Here is a 23,544-nt window from a genome sequence, read left to right on the forward strand (position 1 = left end):
ACTTTGCGCAAAAATTATACTTAGAATAAATGGTTCCGAAAAAGGGATTGAGGGAATACTAAAAAATAAAGGCGATGGTTATAGCGGTGCTGAGCTTAAGAACCTGAAATTTGACACTAAACAAGACAGTACATCTACAGAATTCGTTTTTAAAGAAATTAGCGGAATAATCGATTAATAAAAAACTCCCCCGTTATTGACATTCTTTGGAGGTTTTTTTTCTTGCTTCCGACCTCAAAAACGAACTTCCCACCTCTGCGAAATAAGAAAACGAGGCTTTTTACCTCGTTGATGAGGTTATTTACTTCTTCGTTGAGGTTTTGAACCTGAACGGTGAGGTTCTGTGCTTGGACGGTGAGGTTATTTAACTCGTCGACGGGGTTATTTGCTTCTTCGTTGAGGTTTTGAGCTGGGACGGTGAGGCTTTTTGCTCAAACGGCGAGGTTATTAACTTGGTGGATAAGTAAAATAATTTTTTATATTTGATAAATAAAATGTTTGTTGCGCCTATATACAAGTTATGCCCAATTGTAAAACGACAACATTGAAAAAAATATTGACACTTTTTTTGACATCACTTTCGATATTTACTTTCGGGCAGACAGACACGACAAAAAAAAAGTATGAATATGAAATATGTATTTACCATAGACCAAAAGAAAAACCGACAGTTATTAAGAACGAGAGAATTGGTATAGGCGACACAACAATAGCATTTGTTAGCGGGACAATTTATGACTACGAAAAGCAACCACTTGGCTTTGCTGCCTTAAACTTTTTAAGTCTGACTGACAGTAGTAAGCACGATGTATTTACAGACAGTTTAGGTAACTTCAAATTACACTTACCAGCAGACAAATATAAATTGACTGCATTATTTGTTGGTTACACAAGCTTGACAATTGACGACCTTCAACTTGGGACTGGAGAACTTCGTGAACTTAAATTACAACTTGGAAACGGTGGTGCATTCAAGACATATTTGATACAGTCTGACAAACCACTCAGCGAAAAGGATTTGCGAAAAACAGAGAAACGACTTAGACGAAAAGGATGAAAACAACTGGGCATAACAGCACCTACCCAAAAGGCGGGGTTTCGTGTTCCAAAGACAGTTTTGTGGCTAATCAAACATTAGTTTTTCAAATGAAGTTTTGTGGCAAATGTCCCGCCCTTCGGGTAGCTGCAAAACGTTACAGGCTAGTGTTCCCAAAATTGCGTGGAATGGAAATAACTTAAAATAGAAGTAAATTATAATTCTACCAACGTAATTTATAATGTTCGCGTTGAAATTTATAATGTTGTCATTGTAATTTATAATATTCGCGTTGTAATTTATAATGTTCGTGTTGTAATTTATAATGTTGTCATTGTAATTTATAATGTTCGTGTTGTAATTTATAATGTTGTCATTGTAATTTATAATATTCGTGTTGTAATTTATAATGTTGCCGTTGTAATTTATAATGTTGCGGTTGAAATTTATAATGTTAACGTTGTAATTTATAATGTTGGCTTAAAACACCAGCCTATAACAGCCGTTTCTCGCAATTGCGAATTTTGTGGTAAGTTCACGTTCTCGTTTCGCAAGAATTTTTATCTTTAACAGAAAATAATTCGTTCCGAAGTTCGCAACTGACGCTAAGCGTGGGAACGTTGCCGTCAATCGCCCATCACGTAAATTTACACTATAACTTATGAAATACTATTTTAAAACTATTTCAGTTTTTTTGCTATTCTTTTTTATAACATCATTCATCGTAAATGAGCAGAATAAACTAAAAACTGGATTTTATTATCTAGCTGACAAAGAAGATGGAAGCGAATTAATCAAAGATGTGGACGGAGAAGATACGTTCGCAGTTGACAAAAGAGAAATATTAACCGTTAATGATTTTAGTGATGCAAAATTTGTTATAAGAAATGCTAAACCAAATCCAATAAAAATAATAGAATTAAAGTTGACAAAAGTTGGTAGAAAAAAATGGTTAGAAATTAAAAACCAATTATCATCTTCCGGAGAAAGTGTTGTATTTATCTGCAATGACAAAATTTATTTAGAAAAAACTATATCTGGAAGTAATAATATAGAAAATTCAACGATTGATTTATTAATTGAATCAAAATATCAAGAAGAAGTTATTAAGGTAATTAAATCTGAAATTAACGACAGCCGCTAACAGCCGTTTAGTGCAATAATTAGTTCATTTTTTTCTTAACTGAATTCTAATACCCACCAAATGAAATACATATTAATTTGTTTCGCCTCCTTACTACTTATCTGTTGCAGTAAGTCAACCTTTAATCCGGAATGGACAAAGCAAACGGCACCGTCAACTTATACCGCACGGTTTGAAACATCAAAAGGGAATTTTGACATAGAGGTAACCCGCGCCTGGTCGCCACAAGCTGCCGACCGCCTCCACCAACTATTGACACATCACTTTTATGACAATCAGTATTTCTACCGCGTTGTACCTAATTTCGTGGTGCAGTTCGGGAATATTGATACTACAGTTACAAAGAGATGGGAGAAATTTAAGGTCGCCGATGAGCCCGTTCTCAAAAGTAACCTAAAAGGTTATGTAAGTTTTGCAAGGGCTGGTAAGGAAACACGAGGAAATGACCTGTTTATCAATCTTAAGGACAACGTCAGGTTAGATACTGTAGCCCCTGAAGGGGTTAGAGGATATCCGGTATTGGGTTATGTAACAAATGGCATGGAAGTGGTAGAAAAATTTTATTCGGGATATGGCAATAAGACTATGGACGTATATGATTCCCTGAGCGCCAACCGCGCGAAGTACTTAAAGCTTTTTCCAAAACTGGATTCCATTAGGAAAGCGTATATCCTAAAAAATACGAAAGATTGATAGAATTAAGCGCAATCAAAAAATAAATGGCTATATTTGAACTAGTGATTTCCAAACCTCAATAAGCATTGAGGTTTGGATTTTTACTTTTTGTATTTTTACAACACTATGGATTTACAGGAGCAATTAAAAAAACTTTTTCCGGAGCACCAACCTTCTAACGAACCTGAAGCGATTGAACAGCAAAAACATACTCTTTTTATCCAAAAAGAACCTGTGATTTGTAAGTATGAAAAACGAAAAGGAAAAGCAACAACCATCATTGAAGGCTATGAAGGCAACGATGAAGATTTTAAAATATTAGCCAAAGAACTTAAAACCAAACTCAGCGTTGGAGGAACTTTTAAAGACGGTGCAATCATTATTCAGGGTGACTACCGCGATAAGATAATGAATTTATTAAAAGATAAAGGCTTTAAGGTAAAGAGAGTAGGCGGATGAAAAATTACGAATTACGAATTATCAATTACGAATTGCAAATAACCGAATAACCAAATTAACAATAAAATGATCAAGTCATCTGAACTAATATTAAACCCAGACGGAAGTGTGTATCACTTAAACCTGAAACCCGAACATATTGCAAACGATATCATCTTTGTAGGTGATCAAAACCGTGTCGAGAAAATTACACAGTTTTTTGACAGCATCGAATTCTCAACACAAAAGCGAGAATTTAAAACGCAAACAGGTTTATACAAAGGCAAAAGAATTACTGTAATGTCAACCGGCATTGGGCCTGATAACATTGACATTACCATCAATGAATTGGATGCTTTGGTTAATATTGATCTGACAACGCGTCAGCCTAAGGAGCATTTAACGTCACTAAACATTGTGCGTATAGGAACTTCAGGTTCATTACAGCACGATATTCCTGTGGATAGTTTTGTTATGGGCGAATATGGACTTGGACTCGATAACATGCTCCGCTCCTACGTGATTGAGGATATCTGCGAAAAAGATATGGAAGATGCTTTTATCAAACACACTAATTGGGATATGAGAAAAGGAAAACCTTATATAATCGCATGCTCCGAAACAATGAAAAATAAATTCGACAGCGATCAAATCCACAAAGGAATTACAGGAACTGCGGGCGGATTTTATGGCCCACAAGGAAGAGTATTGCGTTTGGCAATTCAGGATCCGGAGTTAAACGGCAAAATGGATAATTTTAAATTTAACGGCGTCAGAATGGCGAATCTCGAAATGGAAACTTCAGCAATTTATGGTTTAGGAAAGCTTTTGGGACACAATTGCTTGTCGTTGAATGCCATTATCGCCAATCGCTCTGACGGAAGCTTCAGTGCTGATCCATACAAAGCGGTGGATGAATTGATTCAGTATACCTTAGGGAAGTTTGCTGACTAAAAATAGAGCAAAGAAAAAAGAAACAAAGACTTAAATCTTGCTTCCTGCTTCTTTCATCTCAACAATATGAAAACAATAAATATAGCCGGAGTTCCCGAACATTTCAACCTGCCATGGCAATTGTGCATCGAAAACGGTGAGTTTGAGGAAATCGGAATCGATTTACAATGGACCGACGTTCCCGAAGGTACAGGCAAAATGTGCCAGATGCTTCGCGACAAGGAAACTGATATTGCAGTTATCCTGACGGAAGGTATTGTGAAAGATATCGTTGCAGGAAATGACTGTTCCATTGTACAGGTGTATGTTGAAAGTCCATTGATTTGGGGAATCCATGTCGTTGCTAATTCAAAATACAATGCACTGGCTGATTTAGAAAATACCAAAGTAGCCATTTCCCGATATGGATCGGGTTCGCATTTGATGGCGTATGTCAACGCTCAAAATCAAAATTGGAATACTGAAAACTTGCAGTTTGAAATCGTAAATACTATCGAAGGTGCAGTTGAAGCACTGACTAACAGTAGCGCAGATTATTTTATGTGGGAACGTTTTATGACAAAACCTTTGGTTGATAAAGGTGTTTTCCGCCGCGTGGCAGATTGTCCAACGCCATGGCCGTGTTTTGTAATTGCTGTTCGGAATGGGTTTTTGGAAGCCAATGAACAAAGCGTTGCGCTTCTGTTGGAAACAATAAACAATACAACCATCGAATTCAGGAATATTCCAAGTATTGACAGAACATTAGCATCACGGTACAATCTGAAATCCGAAGATGTGAAAGAATGGCTATCGCTCACCAAATGGTCACAGAAACCATTAGCCGAAAAAGTGTTAAACAATATCCAAAATCAATTGTTTGACCTTAAAATTATCGATAAAAAAGGTACTTTTGCTGAAATCGTGAAAGCCGTTTAGCTTTTGCCATTGTCAATATGATAAAAATTGGAGGTCTTACTTATCAACAACTTAGAGAAAAATTCAGGATAAAAAGTCCGTGGGACATGATTATCATTTTTATCTTAAACATACTGATTACTATTCCAATTTTTATTATTGCCCACCACAATCTAATTACACTTGATTGGGCAAATCACGTAGACAGGGTTTTATTATTTATTCTTATCCTCGTAACGATTCAGCTTATTTTAAGGGCTATGAGAAGGATAACTTTAATTTCAGTGATACTCTATTTACTTTTTTTATTGTTTGGAACCCTATCCGGCAGATACAATTTTCAAACCGTGTTTGAAGATTATCGCTCCATGATGTACACTATGAACGATGATCCATATCCACAGGATATTATCATTACCAAATTGCTGCCTTTTCCAAATAAATCAACAATTCTGAACGCAGTTGAATACCAAAATCCAAGAGTTAGAGCTTTTGCCATCAAAGCGGTCAACAAACATTTTAAAAATGTAAAAAAATATTATGATTATTTTACTATCATTCAATCGTTCGCTGTTTTTAAGGAAATAAATAGCCGATGGAATTATGTCAGCGATCCAAAAGGTCATGATTATATTGCCAAAGCCACCGAATCTGTTCAATATCTTTCGGGCGATTGCGATGATCATTCCGTGTTTATGGCTGCCTGCATTAAATCTATTGGCGGCACTATGCGCCTTATTCATACCAAAGGACATATTTACCCCGAATTATTAATTGGCAGTAAAAAAGATTTGGAACATATTAACTATGCCATCAAAAAAGAGCTTTTCCCAATGGAAAGTAAAAACAAGTCGATCAATTACCACATTGATGAGCGTGGTAATATTTGGCTCAATCTGGATTATACAGCAAAATATCCCGGCGGACCATTCATGAATGAAGAAATACTTGGTGCACTTACACTTGATTAATTCACCATTCATAATTCACCATTCACAATTAATTTACTATATTCGTTTCTAAATAAAACGACCTATAATGAAAAAGTTATTTTGTCTATTTCTCCTGCTGTCATTGGCTTCTCAAGCACAAGAGAATACTGTGCTTGCCAACAAAAAGAATGAATTACGGGTAGATGTTCTCTCTGCCATCGTTTATGCAAAAGCAAGTGTTAGTTACGAACGTTTTTTTGGGAAGGATTGGTCTACGGGTTTTAACGTGAATTTTTCAAACAGCAATAAACTAAATGACGATTTTGATAACGGATACAGAAACAACGTTCCAAAATATGAGTTTAACCCTTATTTGAGATATGCGTTATCAAAAAGTAAATCAAGATATTATTTTGCCGAGGTTTTTGGCTCCTATAATGGTGGCGATTTTAAGGAAATAATGCGAGTGAACGGAGAAAATGGCATTGGCTATTATACCACTGTGAAATCAAAATACACCGATTTTGGTTTGGGTGGAAGTCTGGGTTATAAAATGTATTTCAATAATAGCATTGCTTTAGAATTTATTGTCGGGTTTGGTTCAAATCTTACCAATCGTGACAAAAGTCCAGACGTTATTTCAAGAGTTGGTTTAAATTTAGGGTATCGATTTTAATATAGATAAGATGAAAAAAATACAATATATACTGCTAATTAGTGTAGCGATTTTAGTTTCAAATTGCGTTACCAATGATGATGGATTTTATAACGATGTTTTTGTAGATGTGCCTAATTTAGTGTCTATTGATGCGCATTCTCCAACATATACTGTTGGTGAGAAACTATATATCAGTGCAGATTTTTCAAGATATTTGGATGAAAACGGTTCTACCTTAGATGTGTATCAAACTACGGGTGCAACACAATTTGCATTCTCTTATGTAATAGAAAAGCAGGTAAACGCCACTACCTGGGAAGTAGTAACAGTAAATAACAGCCAATTGGATATTATAAAAGGGGAAGCACAAAACGCCACTTTTGTTTATGGAGTATGCGACTACAATGCTACTGACGAAAGTTATGAATATCGCGTTGGATTTCCGTTATTATCGGCAGGAACGTATCGCATGAGTTTTGGCTACAACAGCGAATCTACAACAACAGTTGAATTACGCTCAGTAAGTGCCGCAAACCGGTTGACAGTCAACATTAATTCACTGATTACGGGCTTAGATAGTAGCGGATATTATAACTTTGCGGTAAGTCCGTAACCAAATAGTATCAAATAATATAGGGTAATTCTAATTTTGTATAGTTACCCTAATTTTATTTAGGTTATCCTAAACAAATGTTACCAGACAATAACTTCTTTTCCTAAACCTGAAAGATAGCTGTTCGTCTTACTAAAATGCTTGTTCCCAAACCACAAACCGCGATTGGCACTCAATGGAGAGGGATGACCAGTTTCTAAAACATGGTGCTTTTTCCGGTCAATTTTGGCACCTTTCTTTTTGGCAAATCCACCCCAAAGCAAGAATACAACATGCTTCTTCTCATCCGATATTTTTTGGATAACAGCATCCGTAAATGTTTCCCAGCCTTTATTTTGATGGCTGCCAGCTACACTTTCCCTAACCGTTAAGGTTGCATTGAGTAATAAAACTCCTTGGTCTGCCCAGCGTTCCAGGTTTCCGGTCCTAGGAAATGGCTTATTTAAATCCGTTTCAATTTCCTTGAAGATATTGATTAATGATGGTGGGAAAGCAATGCCGTCATTTACAGAAAAACACAATCCATTGGCCTGCCCTATTCCGTGATAAGGATCCTGTCCAATAATAACAACCTTAACATTTTCAAAACGACAGTGGTCAAAAGCGGCAAAGATTTCACTTTCTTTGGGAAAACATTGATGAGCCGTGTACTCGCTTTTAACAAAAGAAATCAATTGCTTAAAATAAGGCTTTTCAAACTCATGCGTAAGTACTACTTTCCAAGAGGAATGTATTTTGACTTCCATTTAACTTTTTTTACAAATATAAATACTTTAAAACTTTGTAACTTTGACACTTTGCAATTTTTATGATATCCATCACAGATAAGACATTACAGGATTTAGAATTCAACACAGTTTTGCAAACCATTTCAGAAAGATGCAATACTGAACTTGGGAAGCAGAAAGCTCTCGAAATTGTTCCTTTCAAAGACAAGGAAACATTGATGAAGTCCTTGTTGCAAACCTCTGAATATCTATCTTCTTTTTCCAATAATAATGCAATTCCCAATCACGGTTTCGACAATCTGACCAATGATCTAAAATTCCTAGCCATTGAAGATAGTTTCCTCGAAGTAAGTAGTTTCAGAAAAATAGCCACGTTATCGGAAGCTGTAAATGTTTTATTATTGTTCTTCAAGAAATTCCATGACTATTATCCAAAACTAAACGAGAAAGCAGCACAAGTAGAATACACCAAATTTATCATACAGAAAATTGATGAAGTGGCAGATAAATATGGCGAGATTAAAGACAATGCTTCGCCTGATTTAATCAATATTCGTAGGGATATGAGTTTGGTTCGTGGTAAAGTCAATCAGAGTTTTGGGCAAGCAATGACGCAATATAATTCACTAGGCTACTTAGATGAAATTAAAGAAAGTTTTGTTCAGAATCGTAGGGTTTTAGCTGTCTTAGCAATGTACCGCCGAAAAGTGAAAGGGTCTATTCTTGGCAGTTCAAAAACAGGAAGCATTGCTTATATTGAACCTGAAACAACACTACATTATTCAAGAGAGTTAAGCAATCTTGAATATGAAGAACGAGAAGAGATTACCAGGATTTTAAAAAAGTTATCTAACGATATTCGCCCGTTTATAGAACTTTTGAAGCAATATCAAGAGTTTCTGAGTGATATTGATGTCATTTCGGCGAAAGCCAAATACGCCAACAAAATCAATGCTATTTTACCAACCATTACTACCGAAAAGCATTTGTATTTGAGGGATGCCTTCCATCCTATTTTGTTTTTAAGCAATTTAGAAAAGAAAGAAAAAACGTTTCCGCAAACCATTGAGTTAAATAATCAAAGTAGAATTATCGTCATTTCTGGCCCAAACGCCGGCGGAAAAACTATTTCACTAAAAACCATTGGATTGTTGCAGTTAATGCTGCAATGTGGAATCCTGATTCCGGTTCATGAACGCAGTAAAACGTTTTTATTTGATAGAATTCTAACTGATATTGGCGATAACCAATCAATAGAGAATCATTTGAGCACTTATAGTTATCGCTTAAAAAACATGAATTATTTCCTTAAGAAATGCAATGCCAAGACTTTGTTTCTTATTGATGAGTTTGGAACAGGTTCTGATCCCGAATTAGGTGGTGCTTTAGCAGAAATATTTCTGGAGGAATTTTATCATCGGGAAGCTTTTGGAATTATTACCACACATTATTCTAATTTAAAAATCCTTGCCAACGAATTACCTTTTGCATCCAATGCCAACATGCTTTTTGACGAGAAATCTTTGGAACCAATGTACAAATTGATTTTGGGTCAGGCCGGAAGTTCTTTTACCTTTGAGGTTGCACAAAAGAATGGAATTCCTTTTGGTTTAATAAATAGGGCTAAAAAGAAAATTGATGGAGGTAAAGTACGATTTGACAAAACCATTGCCACACTTCAAAAAGAACGTTTTAAGCTTGAGAAAACTTCACAAAATCTAAAAGAGGAAGAAACAAAAACCCGTGAAGAAAGCAAGAAAATGGAAACGATAAATTCTAAAATTAAAGAAAAACTAGAACGTTACCAGGAATTATATGATGCCAATCAACGGTTAATTTATATTGGCCAAAAAGTAGATGATATTTCGGAGAAGTACTTTAATAATAAAGATAAAAAGATTTTGATTGGTGAGTTTTTGAAAATGGTAGAAATCGAAAATTCCAAACGAAAAAAAGCAACTGTAAAAGAAAAAACCGAAAAAGAAGTTATCCAAAAAATAGTACTTAATGAAGTTAAGGTTAAAGTTGAAGAAATTCGGGCTGAGAAGAAAGAAAAGAAATTAAAAGCTATTCCTGTTGAAAAACCAAAAGTTATTCTTAAAATTGGCGACAGAGTCCGAATGATTGATGGTAAGGCAATTGGAACCATTGATAAGATTGAAAAAAGTAAAGCTATTGTCAATTATGGCGTTTTTACTTCTAAAGTAAACCTGGAACAACTTGAGTATGTTCAGGTAAAATAATAAATATGGAAATCTCAGAATTACCAAAAGATAAAAAAATAATCCTTTTTGATGGGGTTTGTAATCTTTGTGATTCGTCTTTACAATTTGTTATTAAACATGATTTAAAAGATATTTTCAGGTTTGTTCCGCTTCAATCAGAATTGGGTCAAAAAATCATTAACCATATCGGAGCTATAAGCATTGACAGTACTATTTTATACGAACCTGAAAAAAATTGGTATATAAAATCAGATGTTGCATTTAAAATTATCAAAGAAGTTGGTGGGCCATATAAATTTTTACTTGTATTATCTATTCTTCCTAAATCAATCTTGGATTATGTCTATGATTATATTGCTAAAAACAGATACAAATGGTTTGGCACGAAAGAGTGTTGTATGATACCAACAACTAAACTACAATTTAAATTTTTAGCATAAAAAAAGCCATCATTTCTGATGGCTTTCTTATTATGAAATAAAAAATTATTGCTTAACAATTTTCTTAACAGCAATTCCTTGGTCAGTAGTGATTTTCATCATGTACATTCCTGTTGCTAAATCGCTAACTGAAATTTGACCTTCAGTAGCATTAACTTTTAACGTTTTAACTACTCTTCCGTTTAAATCGGTCAAGTCAACTGTACTAACAACCGCATTTTGATTGTTAGAGAAATTGATAACGTTATTAACAGGATTAGGGAAAACCGAGAACTTAGAAGATAAAAATTCGCTAGTTCCTAAAACTGATGTGAATGTAATTGTATCCAACCTCATATTAACAGCAGTTGCCGTAGGAGCTGAATTATCATTAAATCCAAAATAGTAAACACCCGCACTTGGTGCTACGAACGTAGTAGGGACATTAACCAGAGTCCAAGTAGTTCCCGGAGCGATGGTAAAGGTGCCTAAAACTGTAGTTTGTGCTGCTGTTGTATTAGCAGTACCTGCAGTTACTCGTAAAGTTCTTGCCGAAGTAGTGGCTCTATGGTAGAATGAAACTGAAACTGTTTCATTTGCTTGTAATGAAAACGCAGGTGTTATTAACCAGTTGTTATTTGCAGTTGTGGTACTTGATCCAAATATCCAATACCCAGGAGTAGCTCCCTGACCAGCAGTTCCTCCAGGAGGAACAACAGGTTGTGCTTGTTGAGCACCAGGACCGTTTGTTACAGCAGACCAACCAGCCAACTGAGATGCATTGTCAAAGGTAAAGGTTTCAGGTGTAAGTTTTGCCGTAGTAAATTTATTAACAGGGGTCCAAACACTTTGAGTTGCACCACAATTACTTCTAACATAATAATCATATACAGTATCGGCAGTCAAACCTGTTAAATTAACAGAATTTGTTGATGGGGAAACTGTTGTTCCGGCTCCTTGTACAAAACCAACAGGACCATATTCAACATCATAAGTTCCAGGATTGCTCAACGATGCCTGCCAATTTAATGTAACTGAGGTAGTTGTAGTAAGGGTTTGAAGACCAACATTGTATACCTTCAAGCATGTGATTGGAGTGTATGTAAGGTCAAAATCAAAACCTGCTCCATCCCAGTAGTTGCTCCATTCTATATAATAAGTAACACCAGCAGCTACAGGAAGTGTAACGGATGATAAATAGTTAGCAGCAGAAACGTCATCATTTGCAGCAACACATGTTAATGTGCCACAAGTTCCAGTCATAATTGAGACCATAGTATCTACACTATTTGGGGCTACATTTGCAGCTAAATTTGAAGAGATAGTAATTTCCCCATCAGAAACTGGGGTAAATGTATACCATAATCCGTTAATAGGTCCTCCAGCATTATCAGCGGTTAGATCATAACATCCGCCTTCATAAGTACCTGTAATTGCAGGAGCAGTATTAGTCCCTGTTGTTGCTACAAGAGGTGTAGCGCAATCATCTTGCGCAAACAAGGATAACGAACCTAGCATTAGAATCGAAGAAAGTAATAATTTTTTCATAAAATAGTTTTTAAGTTTAAGACACAAATTTAAATAAAGAATTTCTAATATAATAATTTTTTAACTATCTTTTTCCCATTTGCCTACAACTGATGTAGCTAAAGCGTTTCCGAGCACGTTTGTTGCACTTCTGAACATGTCGCAAAAATGGTCAATTGGGAGGATTAAAGCTATTCCTTCAATCGGGATTTTAAACATTCCACAAGTAGCTGCGACCACTACCAAACTGGCTCTCGGAACACCTGCAATTCCTTTACTGGTTAGCATTAAGACTAAAAGCATTGTCATTTGTGTGCCAAAATCAAGATGTACCCCATAGGCCTGGGCAATAAAAATACTGGCAAAAGTCATGTACATCATACTGCCATCCAGATTGAATGAATATCCTAACGGCAACATGAAGGAAACTATTCTGTCTTTCACTCCAAATTTTTCCAGCTCTTCAGTTAATTTGGGAAAAACCGCTTCCGAGCTTGTCGTTCCGAAGGCGATTATCAACGGACTGACAATATGTTTTAATAGCGTCGTCATTTTTGTCTTTAAAAAAATATAGCCAATCAATAACAGTATAAACCAAAGTGTGGAAATTCCAACCAGAAATGAACCAAAGAATTTGGCATAAGTAAGCAGCAATTCATTTAAATCCCGAATAGCGAAAACACCCGCAATCGCTCCAAAAACGCCAATCGGTGCGAACTTCATAACATAATTTACCATTTTTAAAATGATGTGTGATGTTTTGTCTAAGGCGTTTACGACAGGTTTAGCATGCTCACCTATTGAAGCTGCTGCCAATCCGAAGAAGATAGAGAAAATGACAATTTGCAGAATCTCGTTGCTGGCCATAGCTTCCACAATGCTTTTCGGAATGATGTGCTCAATAAAATTCTGTGCGGAAAAACCATCGGTCTTTTCTACAACTTCTGTTGCGGTTGCCACATCTACATTTCCCAATTTCAAACCGGTTCCGGGTTGTAATGTATTTACCCAAAACATTCCAATCAATAAGGATATGAACGAGGCGGTAAAGAACCATGCTAATGCTTTGCCTCCTATTCTACCAACAGCTTTGATGTCACCCAGTTTAGCAATTCCAACAACAAGGGTTGTGAATACTAATGGAGAAATAATCATTTGAACCAGCCTAATAAAAATAGTAGCCAGCATTTTTATGTAGCCACTGAAATCCTTTGCAATTTCCTCTGTATAATTATAATGAATAAAAATTCCTAAAAGTGCTCCAAGCAGCATTGCGATAAGAATCTGAACAGTAAGATTGGAAAAGAATGATTTCTTTTTATTTTTCATTTGCGCTCATTTTGGTAGGTTTTGTTTAATAAATAAAAATCAGCAAGTACTATTGCTGCCATAGCTTCAACTATAGGTACTGCACGAGGCACAACACATGGATCGTGGCGTCCTTTGCCATGTTGCTCAACCAAAGTATTTTCATTAGTGAGCACTTCTTGTTTTTGAATTAAAGTCGCTACCGGTTTGAAAGCTACCCTGAAATAAATATCCATTCCATTGGATATTCCGCCTTGTATTCCGCCGGAAAGATTGGTTTTGGTTGTTCCGTCTTCGTTGTATAAATCGTTATGCTCACTGCCTTTCATTTTGGCACCACAAAATCCGCTGCCAAACTCAAAACCTTTAACTGCATTAATCGAAAGCATTGCTTTGCCTAATTCAGCATGCAGTTTATCAAAAACAGGTTCGCCTAAACCAATAGGAACATTTTGCAAAACACAGGTTATTGTTCCGCCAACGGTGTCGCCTTCCTTCCGGATTTCCTTTATATAGCTTTCCATTTTTTCGGCTGTTGCCAAATCCGGGCAGCGAACTGCATTGGTTTCTGTTAAAGAGAAATCCAATTCCTGATAAGGTTTATCTATAAATATGTCGCCAACAGAAGATACAAACGCGTTGATTTTAATATTAGGTAAAACTTGTTTCGCGATTGCTCCTGCCACTACTCTGCATGCTGTTTCTCGCGCTGAACTTCTTCCACCTCCACGATAATCGCGAATGCCATATTTCTTTTCATAGACATAATCGGCATGACTAGGACGATAACTGTCTTTGATATGTGAGTAGTCTTCCGACTTCTGATTTGTATTTGGAATAATAAAACCTATTGGAGTACCGGTAGTTTTGCCTTCAAAAATACCTGATAGCAATAGAACTTCGTCTTCCTCTTTTCGTTGGGTAACTATAGAAGATTGTCCAGGCTTCCTGCGTTGCATCTCGTTTTGAATAGCATTTAAATCGAGCTCAATTCCCGAAGGGCATCCATCAATAATTCCGCCTAAAGCTTCTCCGTGTGATTCGCCAAAAGTCGTAAGTTTAAAAAGTGTTCCGTAGCTATTTCCGGCCATTTTATAATGTTTTAAACAAATATAGCGTAAAGTTTAAAAAGTGTAAAAAATTATTATCAAAGTTAACCCAGGACAAGCCAGATAAATTAAAGATTTATGGAAACTTTCAAAAAAAAATTTTTTTTCTATCCGAATCAAATAAAGCATCCAAAATAATTTTAATAATAATATAAGAAGTTTATCATATTATATAAGGTATTACTATCTTTTTATTTTAAATTTGCAGCAACTAATTTTAAAAAATAAGAAAATGAAAAAAATCATTTTATCTGCTTTTATGCTTATCGGATTGGCATTTAGCGCACAAGCTCAGGACATTTCAAAGAACGCCTTAGGTTTACGTCTGGGAGACAACGATGGTTTTGGTGGGGAAGTATCTTATCAAAGAGGTTTGTCTAAAAACAACCGCCTTGAATTGGACTTAGGATTGAGAAACAGTAACAATGTTGATGCTTTCAAATTAGTTGGTTTATACCAATGGGTTTGGGACATTGACAACGGTTTCAACTGGTATGCCGGCGTTGGTGGTGGAATTGGAAGTTGGAGTTATGATTATAACCAAGGAGGAAATGATTATAAAGATAATGGAACTATTTTACTTGCCGCTGGAGATATTGGTATTGAATATAACTTTAAGGAAGTGCCAATTCAATTATCTTTAGATTTTAGACCAGAATTTTATTTCGATTCAGATAGATATAGAGATCATAGTTTCGGTCCGGATCTTGGGCTAGGTATTCGTTACAGATTTTAAGCTATGCATTTATAAAACAAATCCCGTCTTTACAGGCGGGATTTTTTATTTAATGATAATTGGTTTCTTTGAGTTGATCTTAACTACCGTGTAAGGATAAAAGGTGTCATCATCAGTTTGAACGGCATCAATATTTATTTGGTTGTCTTTGACATATATTTCTATTTGCATAGGAGTTTCCAGGATTTTGTCGATTGTTACTTTATTTTTTTTCTCTAATGTTGGTCCTGCATTAAGAATAACAAAATTGCAATCGCTTATATCATTTGCCCTTATTTTTTTGCGCAGCGTTTCATCTCCCATAAGCATATTTATTTCTTTTGGTTCGGTCAACACTTCATAAAACTTAATGTTTGCACCATTATCATTATTTACCATGAGTACTTCATAGAGAGGCTTATTTGTTACACTCTTGGTCGATGAACAGGAATATATCAGTGCAATTACCAATATTGAAATTACTTTTTTCATTTGGAGTTGTTAAGAGCTTGGTGGTATAATGCTTCGTATAAAGGAAGAATATTTTTGATATCAAATTGTTGGGCAACACCCAATGCTTGAGCCCTAAATTGTCCTAATGTAGCATCATCAAAAAGAATTTTTAATGCATTTTCCGCCATGCCATCAATGTCGCCAACATCACTCAGGTAACCCGATATTCCCTCAAAGTTAACTTCGGGCAAACCGCCTGAATTACTTGATATTACCGGAACACTCCATGCCATAGCTTCAAGTGCCGCAAGACCAAAACTTTCTGTTTGGGATGGCAATAGGAACAAATCGGAATAGGAAAGAATCTGATCTATTTCATTACTGTTTCCAAAGAAAATTACTTTATCCTCAATACCCAGTTCTTTACAAAGTTGTTCCGCTCTTGATTTTTCAGGACCATCACCAACCATCATTAGCTTGGCTGGAATTTTTTGTTGAATTTTATAAAATATTTTGATAATATCCGGAATGCGTTTTACTTTTCTAAAGTTACTAATGTGAGTGACTATTCGTTCTTCCTTTTTTGCCATAACAGATCGATGGCATGAAATCTGACTCTCATTACGTATTTTTTCAAGTTCAATAAAATTCGGAATCACATGAATTTCTTTTTTGATATTGAACAATTTATTGGTTTCGTCTTTTAAGCTTTGTGAAACTGATGTTACTATATCCGATTTATTAATACTAAAAGTAACAGCCGGTTTGTATACAGGATGATTTCCAACCAAAGTAATATCAGTACCGTGAAGCGTAGTAACCATTGGAATTTTAATTCCTTCATTCTTCAACATCTGTTTTGCCATATAACCTGCATAGGCATGCGGAATAGCATAATGTACATGTAATAATTCTATTTTATAGAGTTTTACCATGTCAACTAATTTACTGGATAACGCTAATTCATAAGGCTGATAATGAAATAAAGGATATTCCGGAACATTAACTTCATGGTAATGCACGTTTGAATTTAAGAGAGCCAACCGCACGGGCTGACGATAGGTAATGAAATGAATTTCGTGTCCGCGATGAGCAAGTTCAAGCCCTAATTCGGTGGCTACCACACCACTACCGCCGAAGGTTGGATAGCATACAATGGCAATTCTCATGTGTCTTTTTTAATGATACGAATTTAAGCAAAATTGGATTGTCTTTTCTTAGTTTGTGATAAAAAGATTATGTGAATGAATTTTGCTACTTTAGTTATCTGAATTGAAACTATAATCAAAAAAAAATAATTAAAACAAATTTATTATGAATCCGATTTTAAGAAATATTTTAGCAGTAGTCCTTGGCCTCTTCATTGGCGGAGCAGTCAATATGGCTATCATTTTAATTAGCGGCTCCATTATTCCTCCACCGGCAGGAGCTAATTTGACAACAATGGAAGGTCTACAAGCCGCAATGCCATTCATGGAACCTAAGCATTTCCTGTTACCATTTTTAGCCCATGCACTGGGAACACTGGTTGGTGCTTTTGTAACAGCAAAAATAGCTGTTTCCAATAAAATGCGATTCGCCATCGCAATTGGAATTTGCTTTTTGGTTGGCGGTGTAATGAATATTTTCATGCTTCCTTCCCCTACTTGGTTTACTATCGTTGACTTAGGGTTGGCATATATTCCAATGGCGTATTTTGGTGGAAAATTGGCAATAAAAAAATGATTGAAGTAAGGATTATAACAATCCGTTATACTTTCTTATAAACCATTCCGAAGCAAGGGAAATTGCAATCAAAACCAATAACCAAATCCAATCAATCAATGGTGATTTTTTTACCAATGTTTTTTGAATGGCTTTATAACTGTCATCAGCGAGCAATTGTTGTATAAGTATATCTAATTGGTTTGGCAGGAATGCTTTGCCTTTGGTTTGTGTTGCCAATTGGTTTAGTTTGTTCCAGTCGGGATTTACAAATTGTTTTTCAATATTAAAATCCAGTACTTCAAAACTACTTGAGTAAACAGAGTTTGAATTCAGCTCTTTCACTTTAAAAGCATAATTTCCGGCCGATAATCCATCCAGGTTAACCTGAAAAGCATTCGTGGTTCGAAGCAAATCATAATTTTTAACTTGTTTGGTTTTGGTATTTGTGACCGCAATAGTTAATCGGGCTTTCTCATCCAGTTCATAGTTTTTGTTAAAATATTGAGCTGTAATTTCAATCCCTTCTCCCGAATTATAAAAGCGATCATGTGTAACTACCAATGATTTTTTGGCATTATTTGATGCCAGATATTGTATGGTTTTGTCTAAAAAAATATCAAAATCGGCAAAGCTTTTCTTGTCAACATAACTATTGGCTCTCCATTTCCATATGTTTTCTCCAAAAAGAAAAGCGCTTCTTCTTCCTTGATTTTCGGCGAAAGCCAATAAAGGCTGATTGGTTGGGATGTTACGGATGGTAGAAAATAACAACGTATTGGTATTACTGCTCGCTGTAATGACTCCAAAAGGATTTTCCAATGGTGGAAATTGTTCGAAACCAATATTATCCAAAGCAAAAAGGTTAAACTGGTTGTCAAACGCAGCAAGATAATCTTCTTTGCTTCCGCTCATTTTAAAGCTGAAACTCTTCTGGTTTTGATTCAGAAAATTATAATCGGTATCGTTTCCTGTGATTATCCAACTGTTGATTTTGGCATTTTCGTTTTGGTCAAAGATGGCTTTAAACTCCGCATTTGGTTGATACAATATCAAAACATTATAATTTACTAATGAATTGACCTGATTAGGTTTAAGAAGAGTTACTTTTCGTTGTGCGTTAGTTTCAATACTTCGTTTAATTGTACCCAAATCAGGATGGGAAATTGAAGATATTAAAGCAACTTCTGTCTTTTGATCAATAACTTCTACAGCGAAATTCTTGACATTGTTATAATTATTCTTTTCCTGCTCTTTTGATGTAACGCTAGCTCTTAAAATCTGCAACCCGACTTTGTTGGCAGGCAGCAATACATTCAGCGTGGTTGATTTTTTAGATGGAGAAAAAGCTACGGTTTGTTGGTTCAGAATACTATTACCTTGCGAGATCTTAAAGGTTGCATTTATGCTTTTGGTACCGGCATAATTCAGGAAGATTTCAACCGGATATTTATTCTTATGAAACGCATATTTGTTGACGTTCAACTGGGTAATTCTCAAATCTAGATACGTTGCTGTATCGCCCACCACTAAAGGATAAACCTTATTGTCAGGATTGAATCCAAAAACGTAATCTTCACCTGAAGTTTGATTTCCGTCAGAAATTAAAACCGTTGGATAATGCTGGTTTTTGTAAATGTTCTTTAGGTTTTTGGCAACAACATCAATATTGGTTTGTGTACCTTTAAAATCAATGGTATCCGAAGGCAAAAAATCAGTATCAAACTGATACGTCTGCACATCAAATTTATCTGTAAGCTGTTTGTTTTCAGAAAGCTTTTGAAAGATTTCCATCGCTGACTTATCAGCTTTCAAATCAGTAATAGATGCCGAATTGTCAATAACAATAGGCAGCGGAGTTTTAACGGTCTCAATGGTTTTTTTGGAAACAATAGGATTTATCAATAAAAGTAACAATCCAAAGATGCTGAAGAAACGCAGGAAAGCCAAAAGCAAGGCCACATTCGACCTGATTTTGACCTTGTATAAATATTGGTAAAATGATAAACCAGCAGCAATAAGTATTGATACGAGTAATAACAGGATTGTTGTGGTATTCATTAAAAGTTATAATAATTTAGGTTAGCATTCCTCCGCAAACATTCAACACTTGCCCTGAAACGTAAGCACTCATATCGGAAGCAAAGAAAAGACATGCATTAGCAACATCCTCAGGTGTTCCACCGCGTTTCAACGGAATAGAATCTCTCCAACCCTGAACAACATCTTCGTTTAATTTAGCAGTCATTTCAGTTTCAATAAATCCAGGTGCAATAGCATTACAACGAATGTTACGCGAGCCTAATTCAAGCGCAACCGATTTGGTAAAACCAATCATTCCCGCTTTTGAAGCTGCGTAGTTGGCTTGACCAGCATTTCCTTTTACACCAACAACCGAACTCATATTTACTATAGAACCTTTGCGGTTTTTCAGCATGATTTTCTGAACCGCTTTAGTCATGTTGAATACTGACTTAAGGTTGATTTCAATTACTTTATCAAAATCCTCTTCAGACATACGCATTAAAAGATTGTCTTTTGTAATTCCGGCGTTATTGATTAACACATCCACATTTCCAAAATCTGCCATAACATCATCAACTAGTTTTTGTGCTTCGTTAAAATCGGCTGCATTAGATTTATATCCTTTGGCTTTGATTCCCATCGCCGTTAATTCGTTTTCTAAAACCAAAGCTGATTCGGTAGATGAACTATAAGTAAAAGCTACATTTGCTCCGTGTTGTGCAAAAACTTTTGCGATTCCGCTTCCAATTCCTCTACTTGCGCCAGTTATGATGGCAACTTTTCCTTCTAATAATTTCATTTTTTAAAAGAGTTAAATTTGATAGCCCAAATATAGAATAATTTATACTTAGTAAAAAATCATTTAGTATCATTGTATGGCAAAAGCGAACACTTGACCAGATGATTGAAAACCAAAGTCAATTTGAAAAACTATATCATGAATATAAAACACTTGTATTCAATGTGGCGTTGAATTATTTGCAAAACATTGAAGATGCTGAAGAAATCACGCAAGATGTTTTTGTAAAGGTTTATAATTCGTTGGAGAACTTCAATCAAAAATCGTCGCATAAAACCTGGATTTACCGCATCACTATTAATCATTGTCTGGATTATATTAAACAAAAGAACAGCCAAAAACGCTTTTTTATTTTTGGCAAGAAAAGCCAGAACGAACAGGAATATCTGAACACAACAACTTTTGAACATCCCGGAATTTTAATGGAAAATCAGGAAGATGCAGCAATTCTTTTTGAAGTTATCAATACGTTAACCGAAAACCAAAAGACTGCTTTTTTGCTATCTAAACTGGATGGACTAAATAATCCTGAGATTTCTGAGATTATGCAGCTTAGTATTTCTTCTGTAGAATCGCTTGTATTTAGGGCAAAAGTTGCGCTTCAGGATAAATTATCTCAAAAATTTAGTAACTACCGCAAGAAAAAATAATAACATTCGTCAAAGTAATTATGGAAAGAAATAATTGGATAGAAAACATTTTAAACAGCACTAACGGAATTTTAAAAGTAGTGCCGAGTGATAATTTGTTTTCACAAATTCAACAAAGGATTCAACAAGATAAAAAGGTTTCATCAAAAATACTGTGGCTTGTTGCCGCATCAATTGCGGTTTTAGTAATACTGAATTTTTCGGTTTTATGTAAGTTTAATGAAAAAACAAGTTCAACCACAGCCTACTTAGAAATGACTGTCAATAAAAGTAATCAACTATATCAATAAAAATGGAAAAGACAAAACTATTAACGATTACCATTATCGGATTATTGTTGCTCAATTTGGGCACACTTGGATTTTTATTTTTTAATGGTTTTAAAGGTCACCGGCAGCTACATGATAGCAGACCAATGCCAAGAGAAATCATTATAGAAAAGCTTCATTTTGACACACAACAGCAAAAGGAATATGACAAATTGATTACCTGGCATCGTGCTGAAATCACTAGATTGGATGATGCTATCCGGAAAGCAAAAAATGATTTGTACTCTGGATTATCTAAAGATAAAATCGATCTACAAACTAAAGACAGCCTGATAAGTGTGATAAATTCTAATCAAAAGCAAGTAGAGGAAACCCATTTCAAACATTTTGAAGACATTAAAAAACTGTGCCGTAAAGACCAAATGGAAAATTTTAACGACCTGACAGAGGAATTTGGAAGAATATTTGCTCCAAAACCACACGGGCCAAGACATGACTAAGGCAATTTTAATCATAATTGCGTCTTTATTATTTTGCCTTCCGATTCATTCTCAAAGTAAAACTGATTCGCTAGCGATTAATTTTCATTTAGAATTCAATAAACTTCCGCTTGAAATAAACAAAAAATATGTTTCGGCAAACAAGGATACTTTGACAGTTGAAACCTTTCGATGTTATGTATCCAATATTCAGATTCAGTACAAAGACAACTCCGTCTTTACTCAAAAAAACAGCTATTACCTACTCGATTCAGAGCATCCCAACTCTTTTCAAATTCCGATAACCAAAAAGACTGACAAGCAAATTTCCAAAATTACCTTCAATATCGGAATCGACAGTTTGACAAATACTGCAGGAGCAATGGCTGGAGATTTAGATCCTGTGAAGGGAATGTATTGGGCATGGCAAAGCGGTTATATAAACATGAAAATTGAAGGCAAAAGCTCGAGCTGCAAAACCAGAAAAAATGAATTCCAGTTTCATGTTGGCGGCTATCTTCAACCCTATTATGCAATGCGTCAGATGAAATTTACCTTAGATAAAAAAGCAAATGATGACATAAATATTGGCATTGATTTATTTCCGTTTTTCTCCAATGTAGAATTAAAAGAAACCAACAGTGTTATGATTCCGGGAAACGAAGCTATGAAGCTGGCGAATTATAGCTGCAAAATGTTTTACATCCAATGAAAAAAATCATAGCTTTATTGGGATTTGGACTTTTCATTTTTGGAATTTTAGCTTTTTCCAATAACTTTTTTACTACGCCTTTATATCTTGAACTACCCAATGGTTGGCCAAAGCCAAAATATGATTTCAAAAAAAATCCATTAACCGAAGAAGGGTTTCAACTTGGGAGAAACTTATTTTATGACCCGATTTTATCAAAAGACAATACCATTTCCTGTCAGAGTTGTCATTTGCAACAAACCGGATTTACTCATGTTGATCATCAATTAAGTCATGGTATCGAAGGGAAAATCGGCACCAGGAATTCAATGGCATTAATTAATTTGGCCTGGAGCAAAGACTTTATGTGGGATGGCGGTGTCAACAATCTCGAAGTGCAACCTATAAATCCAATTACCAATCCATTAGAAATGGATGAAACATTGGAACATGTGATTGCCAAATTACAGGCAAGCGAAAAATACAGAAAGCTTTTTGCAAAAGCATTTGGTGATGAAAAAGTAACTAGTCAACGGCTTTTGAAAGCGCTAGCCCAATTTACAGTAATGCTGAAATCATCGAATGCAAAGTATGATAAAGTAATAGCCAAAGAAGAAAATTTCACAGTCCAAGAGCAGCATGGCTATGATTTATTTAAAACAAATTGTGCCTCCTGTCATAAAGAGCCGCTTTTCTCCGATGACAAATTTGAGAAAAATGGGTTAAAAATTGATGAAACCTTAAACGATTTTGGACGAATGAAAATTACCAACAACCCCGAAGATTATTTGCGGTTCAAAGTGCCGACTTTAAGGAACATTCAATTTACATTTCCGTATATGCACGATGGCAGGTTTAAAACCCTGACCGAAGTAGTGAAGCATTACAATTCTTTAGGTTATGATAAAAGTTTGCCCAAAGAATTAGACAAACCTATGAACTTATCCAATAACGACAGAGTCGATTTAGTAGCTTTTTTACAAACGCTGACCGATAAAGAATTTTTATTTGATAAACGATTTTCATTCCCAAAAGAATAATTTTAAACTAATGCGCAAGAAATAAAAACATCTTTCGTCTAAAAAGTTATAACCAA

Annotated in this window: 27 protein-coding genes; 19 read left to right on the forward strand and 8 right to left on the reverse strand. The window is 35.4% G+C overall.

The features are described 5' to 3' along the window. The first annotated feature begins 544 nt into the window (after positions 1 to 544). The 10 genes from Q0Q99_RS01510 (at position 545) to Q0Q99_RS01555 (ending at position 7,347) form a co-directional block, all read left to right on the forward strand. Positions 545 to 1,057 (forward strand): carboxypeptidase-like regulatory domain-containing protein, encoded by a 513-nt coding sequence (locus tag Q0Q99_RS01510; RefSeq protein WP_293890294.1) that lies wholly within the window; start codon positions 545 to 547, stop codon positions 1,055 to 1,057. Then, on the forward strand, positions 1,054 to 1,239 hold the full coding sequence (locus tag Q0Q99_RS01515) for a hypothetical protein (RefSeq protein ID WP_293890296.1): 186 nt from the start codon (positions 1,054 to 1,056) through the stop codon (positions 1,237 to 1,239). Before Q0Q99_RS01510 ends, Q0Q99_RS01515 begins: the two co-directional genes overlap by 4 nt. 458 nt (positions 1,240 to 1,697) lie before the next feature. Further along, positions 1,698 to 2,180 carry a hypothetical protein gene (locus tag Q0Q99_RS01520; RefSeq protein WP_293890298.1) on the forward strand — a complete coding sequence of 161 codons (483 nt, stop codon included), beginning with the start codon at positions 1,698 to 1,700 and terminating at the stop codon, positions 2,178 to 2,180. 60 nt (positions 2,181 to 2,240) lie between these two features. Further along, positions 2,241 to 2,873, forward strand: a complete 633-nt coding sequence (locus tag Q0Q99_RS01525; RefSeq protein ID WP_293890301.1) for a peptidylprolyl isomerase — start codon at positions 2,241 to 2,243, stop codon at positions 2,871 to 2,873. Positions 2,874 to 2,981: 108 nt separating this feature from the next. Continuing rightward, positions 2,982 to 3,314, forward strand: coding sequence for a translation initiation factor (locus tag Q0Q99_RS01530; protein WP_293890420.1), 333 nt, complete (start codon positions 2,982 to 2,984; stop codon positions 3,312 to 3,314). Positions 3,315 to 3,380: 66 nt separating this feature from the next. Beyond that, the gene (locus Q0Q99_RS01535) at positions 3,381 to 4,247 is read left to right on the forward strand and encodes a nucleoside phosphorylase (RefSeq protein ID WP_293890304.1); all 867 of its coding nucleotides are present in this window, start codon (positions 3,381 to 3,383) and stop codon (positions 4,245 to 4,247) included. Positions 4,248 to 4,313: 66 nt separating this feature from the next. After that, positions 4,314 to 5,165: a substrate-binding domain-containing protein gene (locus Q0Q99_RS01540; protein WP_293890307.1), complete on the forward strand. Its 852-nt coding sequence runs from the start codon at positions 4,314 to 4,316 to the stop codon at positions 5,163 to 5,165. Positions 5,166 to 5,182: 17 nt separating this feature from the next. Then, positions 5,183 to 6,115 carry a transglutaminase gene (locus Q0Q99_RS01545; protein WP_293890310.1) on the forward strand — a complete coding sequence of 311 codons (933 nt, stop codon included), beginning with the start codon at positions 5,183 to 5,185 and terminating at the stop codon, positions 6,113 to 6,115. 67 nt (positions 6,116 to 6,182) lie between these two features. After that, positions 6,183 to 6,752 carry a DUF3575 domain-containing protein gene (locus Q0Q99_RS01550; RefSeq protein ID WP_293890313.1) on the forward strand — a complete coding sequence of 190 codons (570 nt, stop codon included), beginning with the start codon at positions 6,183 to 6,185 and terminating at the stop codon, positions 6,750 to 6,752. A 10-nt stretch (positions 6,753 to 6,762) separates the two neighbouring features. Next, entirely contained in the window at positions 6,763 to 7,347 is a 585-nt protein-coding gene (locus Q0Q99_RS01555) for a hypothetical protein (protein WP_293890316.1), read from the forward strand. 80 nt (positions 7,348 to 7,427) lie between these two features. Here Q0Q99_RS01555 and Q0Q99_RS01560 read toward each other — a convergent pair whose 3' ends face one another. After that, positions 7,428 to 8,093 (reverse strand): uracil-DNA glycosylase, encoded by a 666-nt coding sequence (locus tag Q0Q99_RS01560; protein ID WP_293890319.1) that lies wholly within the window; start codon positions 8,091 to 8,093, stop codon positions 7,428 to 7,430. 62 nt (positions 8,094 to 8,155) lie between these two features. Here Q0Q99_RS01560 and Q0Q99_RS01565 point away from each other — a divergent pair, with 62 nt between their 5' ends. Continuing rightward, on the forward strand, positions 8,156 to 10,318 hold the full coding sequence (locus tag Q0Q99_RS01565) for a DNA mismatch repair protein MutS (protein ID WP_293890322.1): 2,163 nt from the start codon (positions 8,156 to 8,158) through the stop codon (positions 10,316 to 10,318). A gap of 11 nt (positions 10,319 to 10,329) precedes the next feature. After that, a complete protein-coding gene (locus tag Q0Q99_RS01570) occupies positions 10,330 to 10,740 on the forward strand; it encodes a thiol-disulfide oxidoreductase DCC family protein (protein ID WP_293890423.1) in 411 nt (136 codons plus the stop codon). Positions 10,741 to 10,785: 45 nt separating this feature from the next. Here Q0Q99_RS01570 and Q0Q99_RS01575 read toward each other — a convergent pair whose 3' ends face one another. The 3 genes from Q0Q99_RS01575 to aroC are packed head-to-tail and all read right to left on the reverse strand — an operon-like array spanning position 10,786 to position 14,645. Then, entirely contained in the window at positions 10,786 to 12,267 is a 1,482-nt protein-coding gene (locus Q0Q99_RS01575; protein WP_293890325.1) for a T9SS type A sorting domain-containing protein, read from the reverse strand. 60 nt (positions 12,268 to 12,327) lie between these two features. After that, complete coding sequence (locus Q0Q99_RS01580) at positions 12,328 to 13,575, reverse strand: cation:dicarboxylase symporter family transporter (RefSeq protein WP_293890328.1); 1,248 nt, start codon at positions 13,573 to 13,575, stop codon at positions 12,328 to 12,330. Beyond that, the gene (gene aroC, locus Q0Q99_RS01585) at positions 13,572 to 14,645 is read right to left on the reverse strand and encodes a chorismate synthase (protein ID WP_293890330.1); all 1,074 of its coding nucleotides are present in this window, start codon (positions 14,643 to 14,645) and stop codon (positions 13,572 to 13,574) included. Before aroC ends, Q0Q99_RS01580 begins: the two co-directional genes overlap by 4 nt. A 250-nt stretch (positions 14,646 to 14,895) precedes the next feature. Between aroC and Q0Q99_RS01590 the strand changes: the two genes are divergently transcribed. Beyond that, the gene (locus Q0Q99_RS01590) at positions 14,896 to 15,399 is read left to right on the forward strand and encodes a hypothetical protein (protein WP_293890332.1); all 504 of its coding nucleotides are present in this window, start codon (positions 14,896 to 14,898) and stop codon (positions 15,397 to 15,399) included. Positions 15,400 to 15,444: 45 nt separating this feature from the next. On the opposite strand, the gene Q0Q99_RS01595 is transcribed toward Q0Q99_RS01590, so the two are convergent. After that, entirely contained in the window at positions 15,445 to 15,870 is a 426-nt protein-coding gene (locus tag Q0Q99_RS01595; RefSeq protein WP_293890334.1) for a hypothetical protein, read from the reverse strand. After that, complete coding sequence (gene bshA / locus Q0Q99_RS01600) at positions 15,867 to 17,000, reverse strand: N-acetyl-alpha-D-glucosaminyl L-malate synthase BshA (RefSeq protein WP_293890336.1); 1,134 nt, start codon at positions 16,998 to 17,000, stop codon at positions 15,867 to 15,869. Before bshA ends, Q0Q99_RS01595 begins: the two co-directional genes overlap by 4 nt. Positions 17,001 to 17,145: 145 nt before the next feature. Between bshA and Q0Q99_RS01605 the strand changes: the two genes are divergently transcribed. Beyond that, positions 17,146 to 17,556, forward strand: coding sequence for a hypothetical protein (locus tag Q0Q99_RS01605; protein ID WP_293890338.1), 411 nt, complete (start codon positions 17,146 to 17,148; stop codon positions 17,554 to 17,556). Between the two features lie 12 nt (positions 17,557 to 17,568). On the opposite strand, the gene Q0Q99_RS01610 is transcribed toward Q0Q99_RS01605, so the two are convergent. Together Q0Q99_RS01610 and fabG are read right to left on the reverse strand one after the other, a co-directional pair. Beyond that, positions 17,569 to 19,596 (reverse strand): hypothetical protein, encoded by a 2,028-nt coding sequence (locus Q0Q99_RS01610; protein WP_293890340.1) that lies wholly within the window; start codon positions 19,594 to 19,596, stop codon positions 17,569 to 17,571. Positions 19,597 to 19,612: 16 nt separating this feature from the next. Then, the gene (gene fabG / locus Q0Q99_RS01615; RefSeq protein ID WP_293890342.1) at positions 19,613 to 20,359 is read right to left on the reverse strand and encodes a 3-oxoacyl-[acyl-carrier-protein] reductase; all 747 of its coding nucleotides are present in this window, start codon (positions 20,357 to 20,359) and stop codon (positions 19,613 to 19,615) included. 101 nt (positions 20,360 to 20,460) lie between these two features. Between fabG and Q0Q99_RS01620 the strand changes: the two genes are divergently transcribed. From Q0Q99_RS01620 to Q0Q99_RS01640, 5 genes are read left to right on the forward strand one after another with little or no spacing between them, the layout of a single operon-like run. Then, positions 20,461 to 21,009, forward strand: a complete 549-nt coding sequence (locus tag Q0Q99_RS01620) for an RNA polymerase sigma factor (protein ID WP_293890344.1) — start codon at positions 20,461 to 20,463, stop codon at positions 21,007 to 21,009. Between the two features lie 20 nt (positions 21,010 to 21,029). Beyond that, positions 21,030 to 21,299 carry a hypothetical protein gene (locus tag Q0Q99_RS01625; RefSeq protein WP_293890346.1) on the forward strand — a complete coding sequence of 90 codons (270 nt, stop codon included), beginning with the start codon at positions 21,030 to 21,032 and terminating at the stop codon, positions 21,297 to 21,299. Between the two features lie 2 nt (positions 21,300 to 21,301). Continuing rightward, positions 21,302 to 21,778: a hypothetical protein gene (locus tag Q0Q99_RS01630; RefSeq protein ID WP_293890347.1), complete on the forward strand. Its 477-nt coding sequence runs from the start codon at positions 21,302 to 21,304 to the stop codon at positions 21,776 to 21,778. Then, complete coding sequence (locus Q0Q99_RS01635; RefSeq protein ID WP_293890349.1) at positions 21,771 to 22,469, forward strand: MbnP family protein; 699 nt, start codon at positions 21,771 to 21,773, stop codon at positions 22,467 to 22,469. The genes Q0Q99_RS01630 and Q0Q99_RS01635 overlap by 8 nt, the downstream gene beginning before the upstream one ends. Next, a complete protein-coding gene (locus Q0Q99_RS01640; protein ID WP_293890352.1) occupies positions 22,466 to 23,488 on the forward strand; it encodes a cytochrome c peroxidase in 1,023 nt (340 codons plus the stop codon). The genes Q0Q99_RS01635 and Q0Q99_RS01640 overlap by 4 nt, the downstream gene beginning before the upstream one ends. Positions 23,489 to 23,544: the final 56 nt, after the last annotated feature.

Source organism: Flavobacterium sp., assembly GCF_025352425.1.
In the GTDB taxonomy this organism is placed as follows: domain Bacteria; phylum Bacteroidota; class Bacteroidia; order Flavobacteriales; family Flavobacteriaceae; genus Flavobacterium.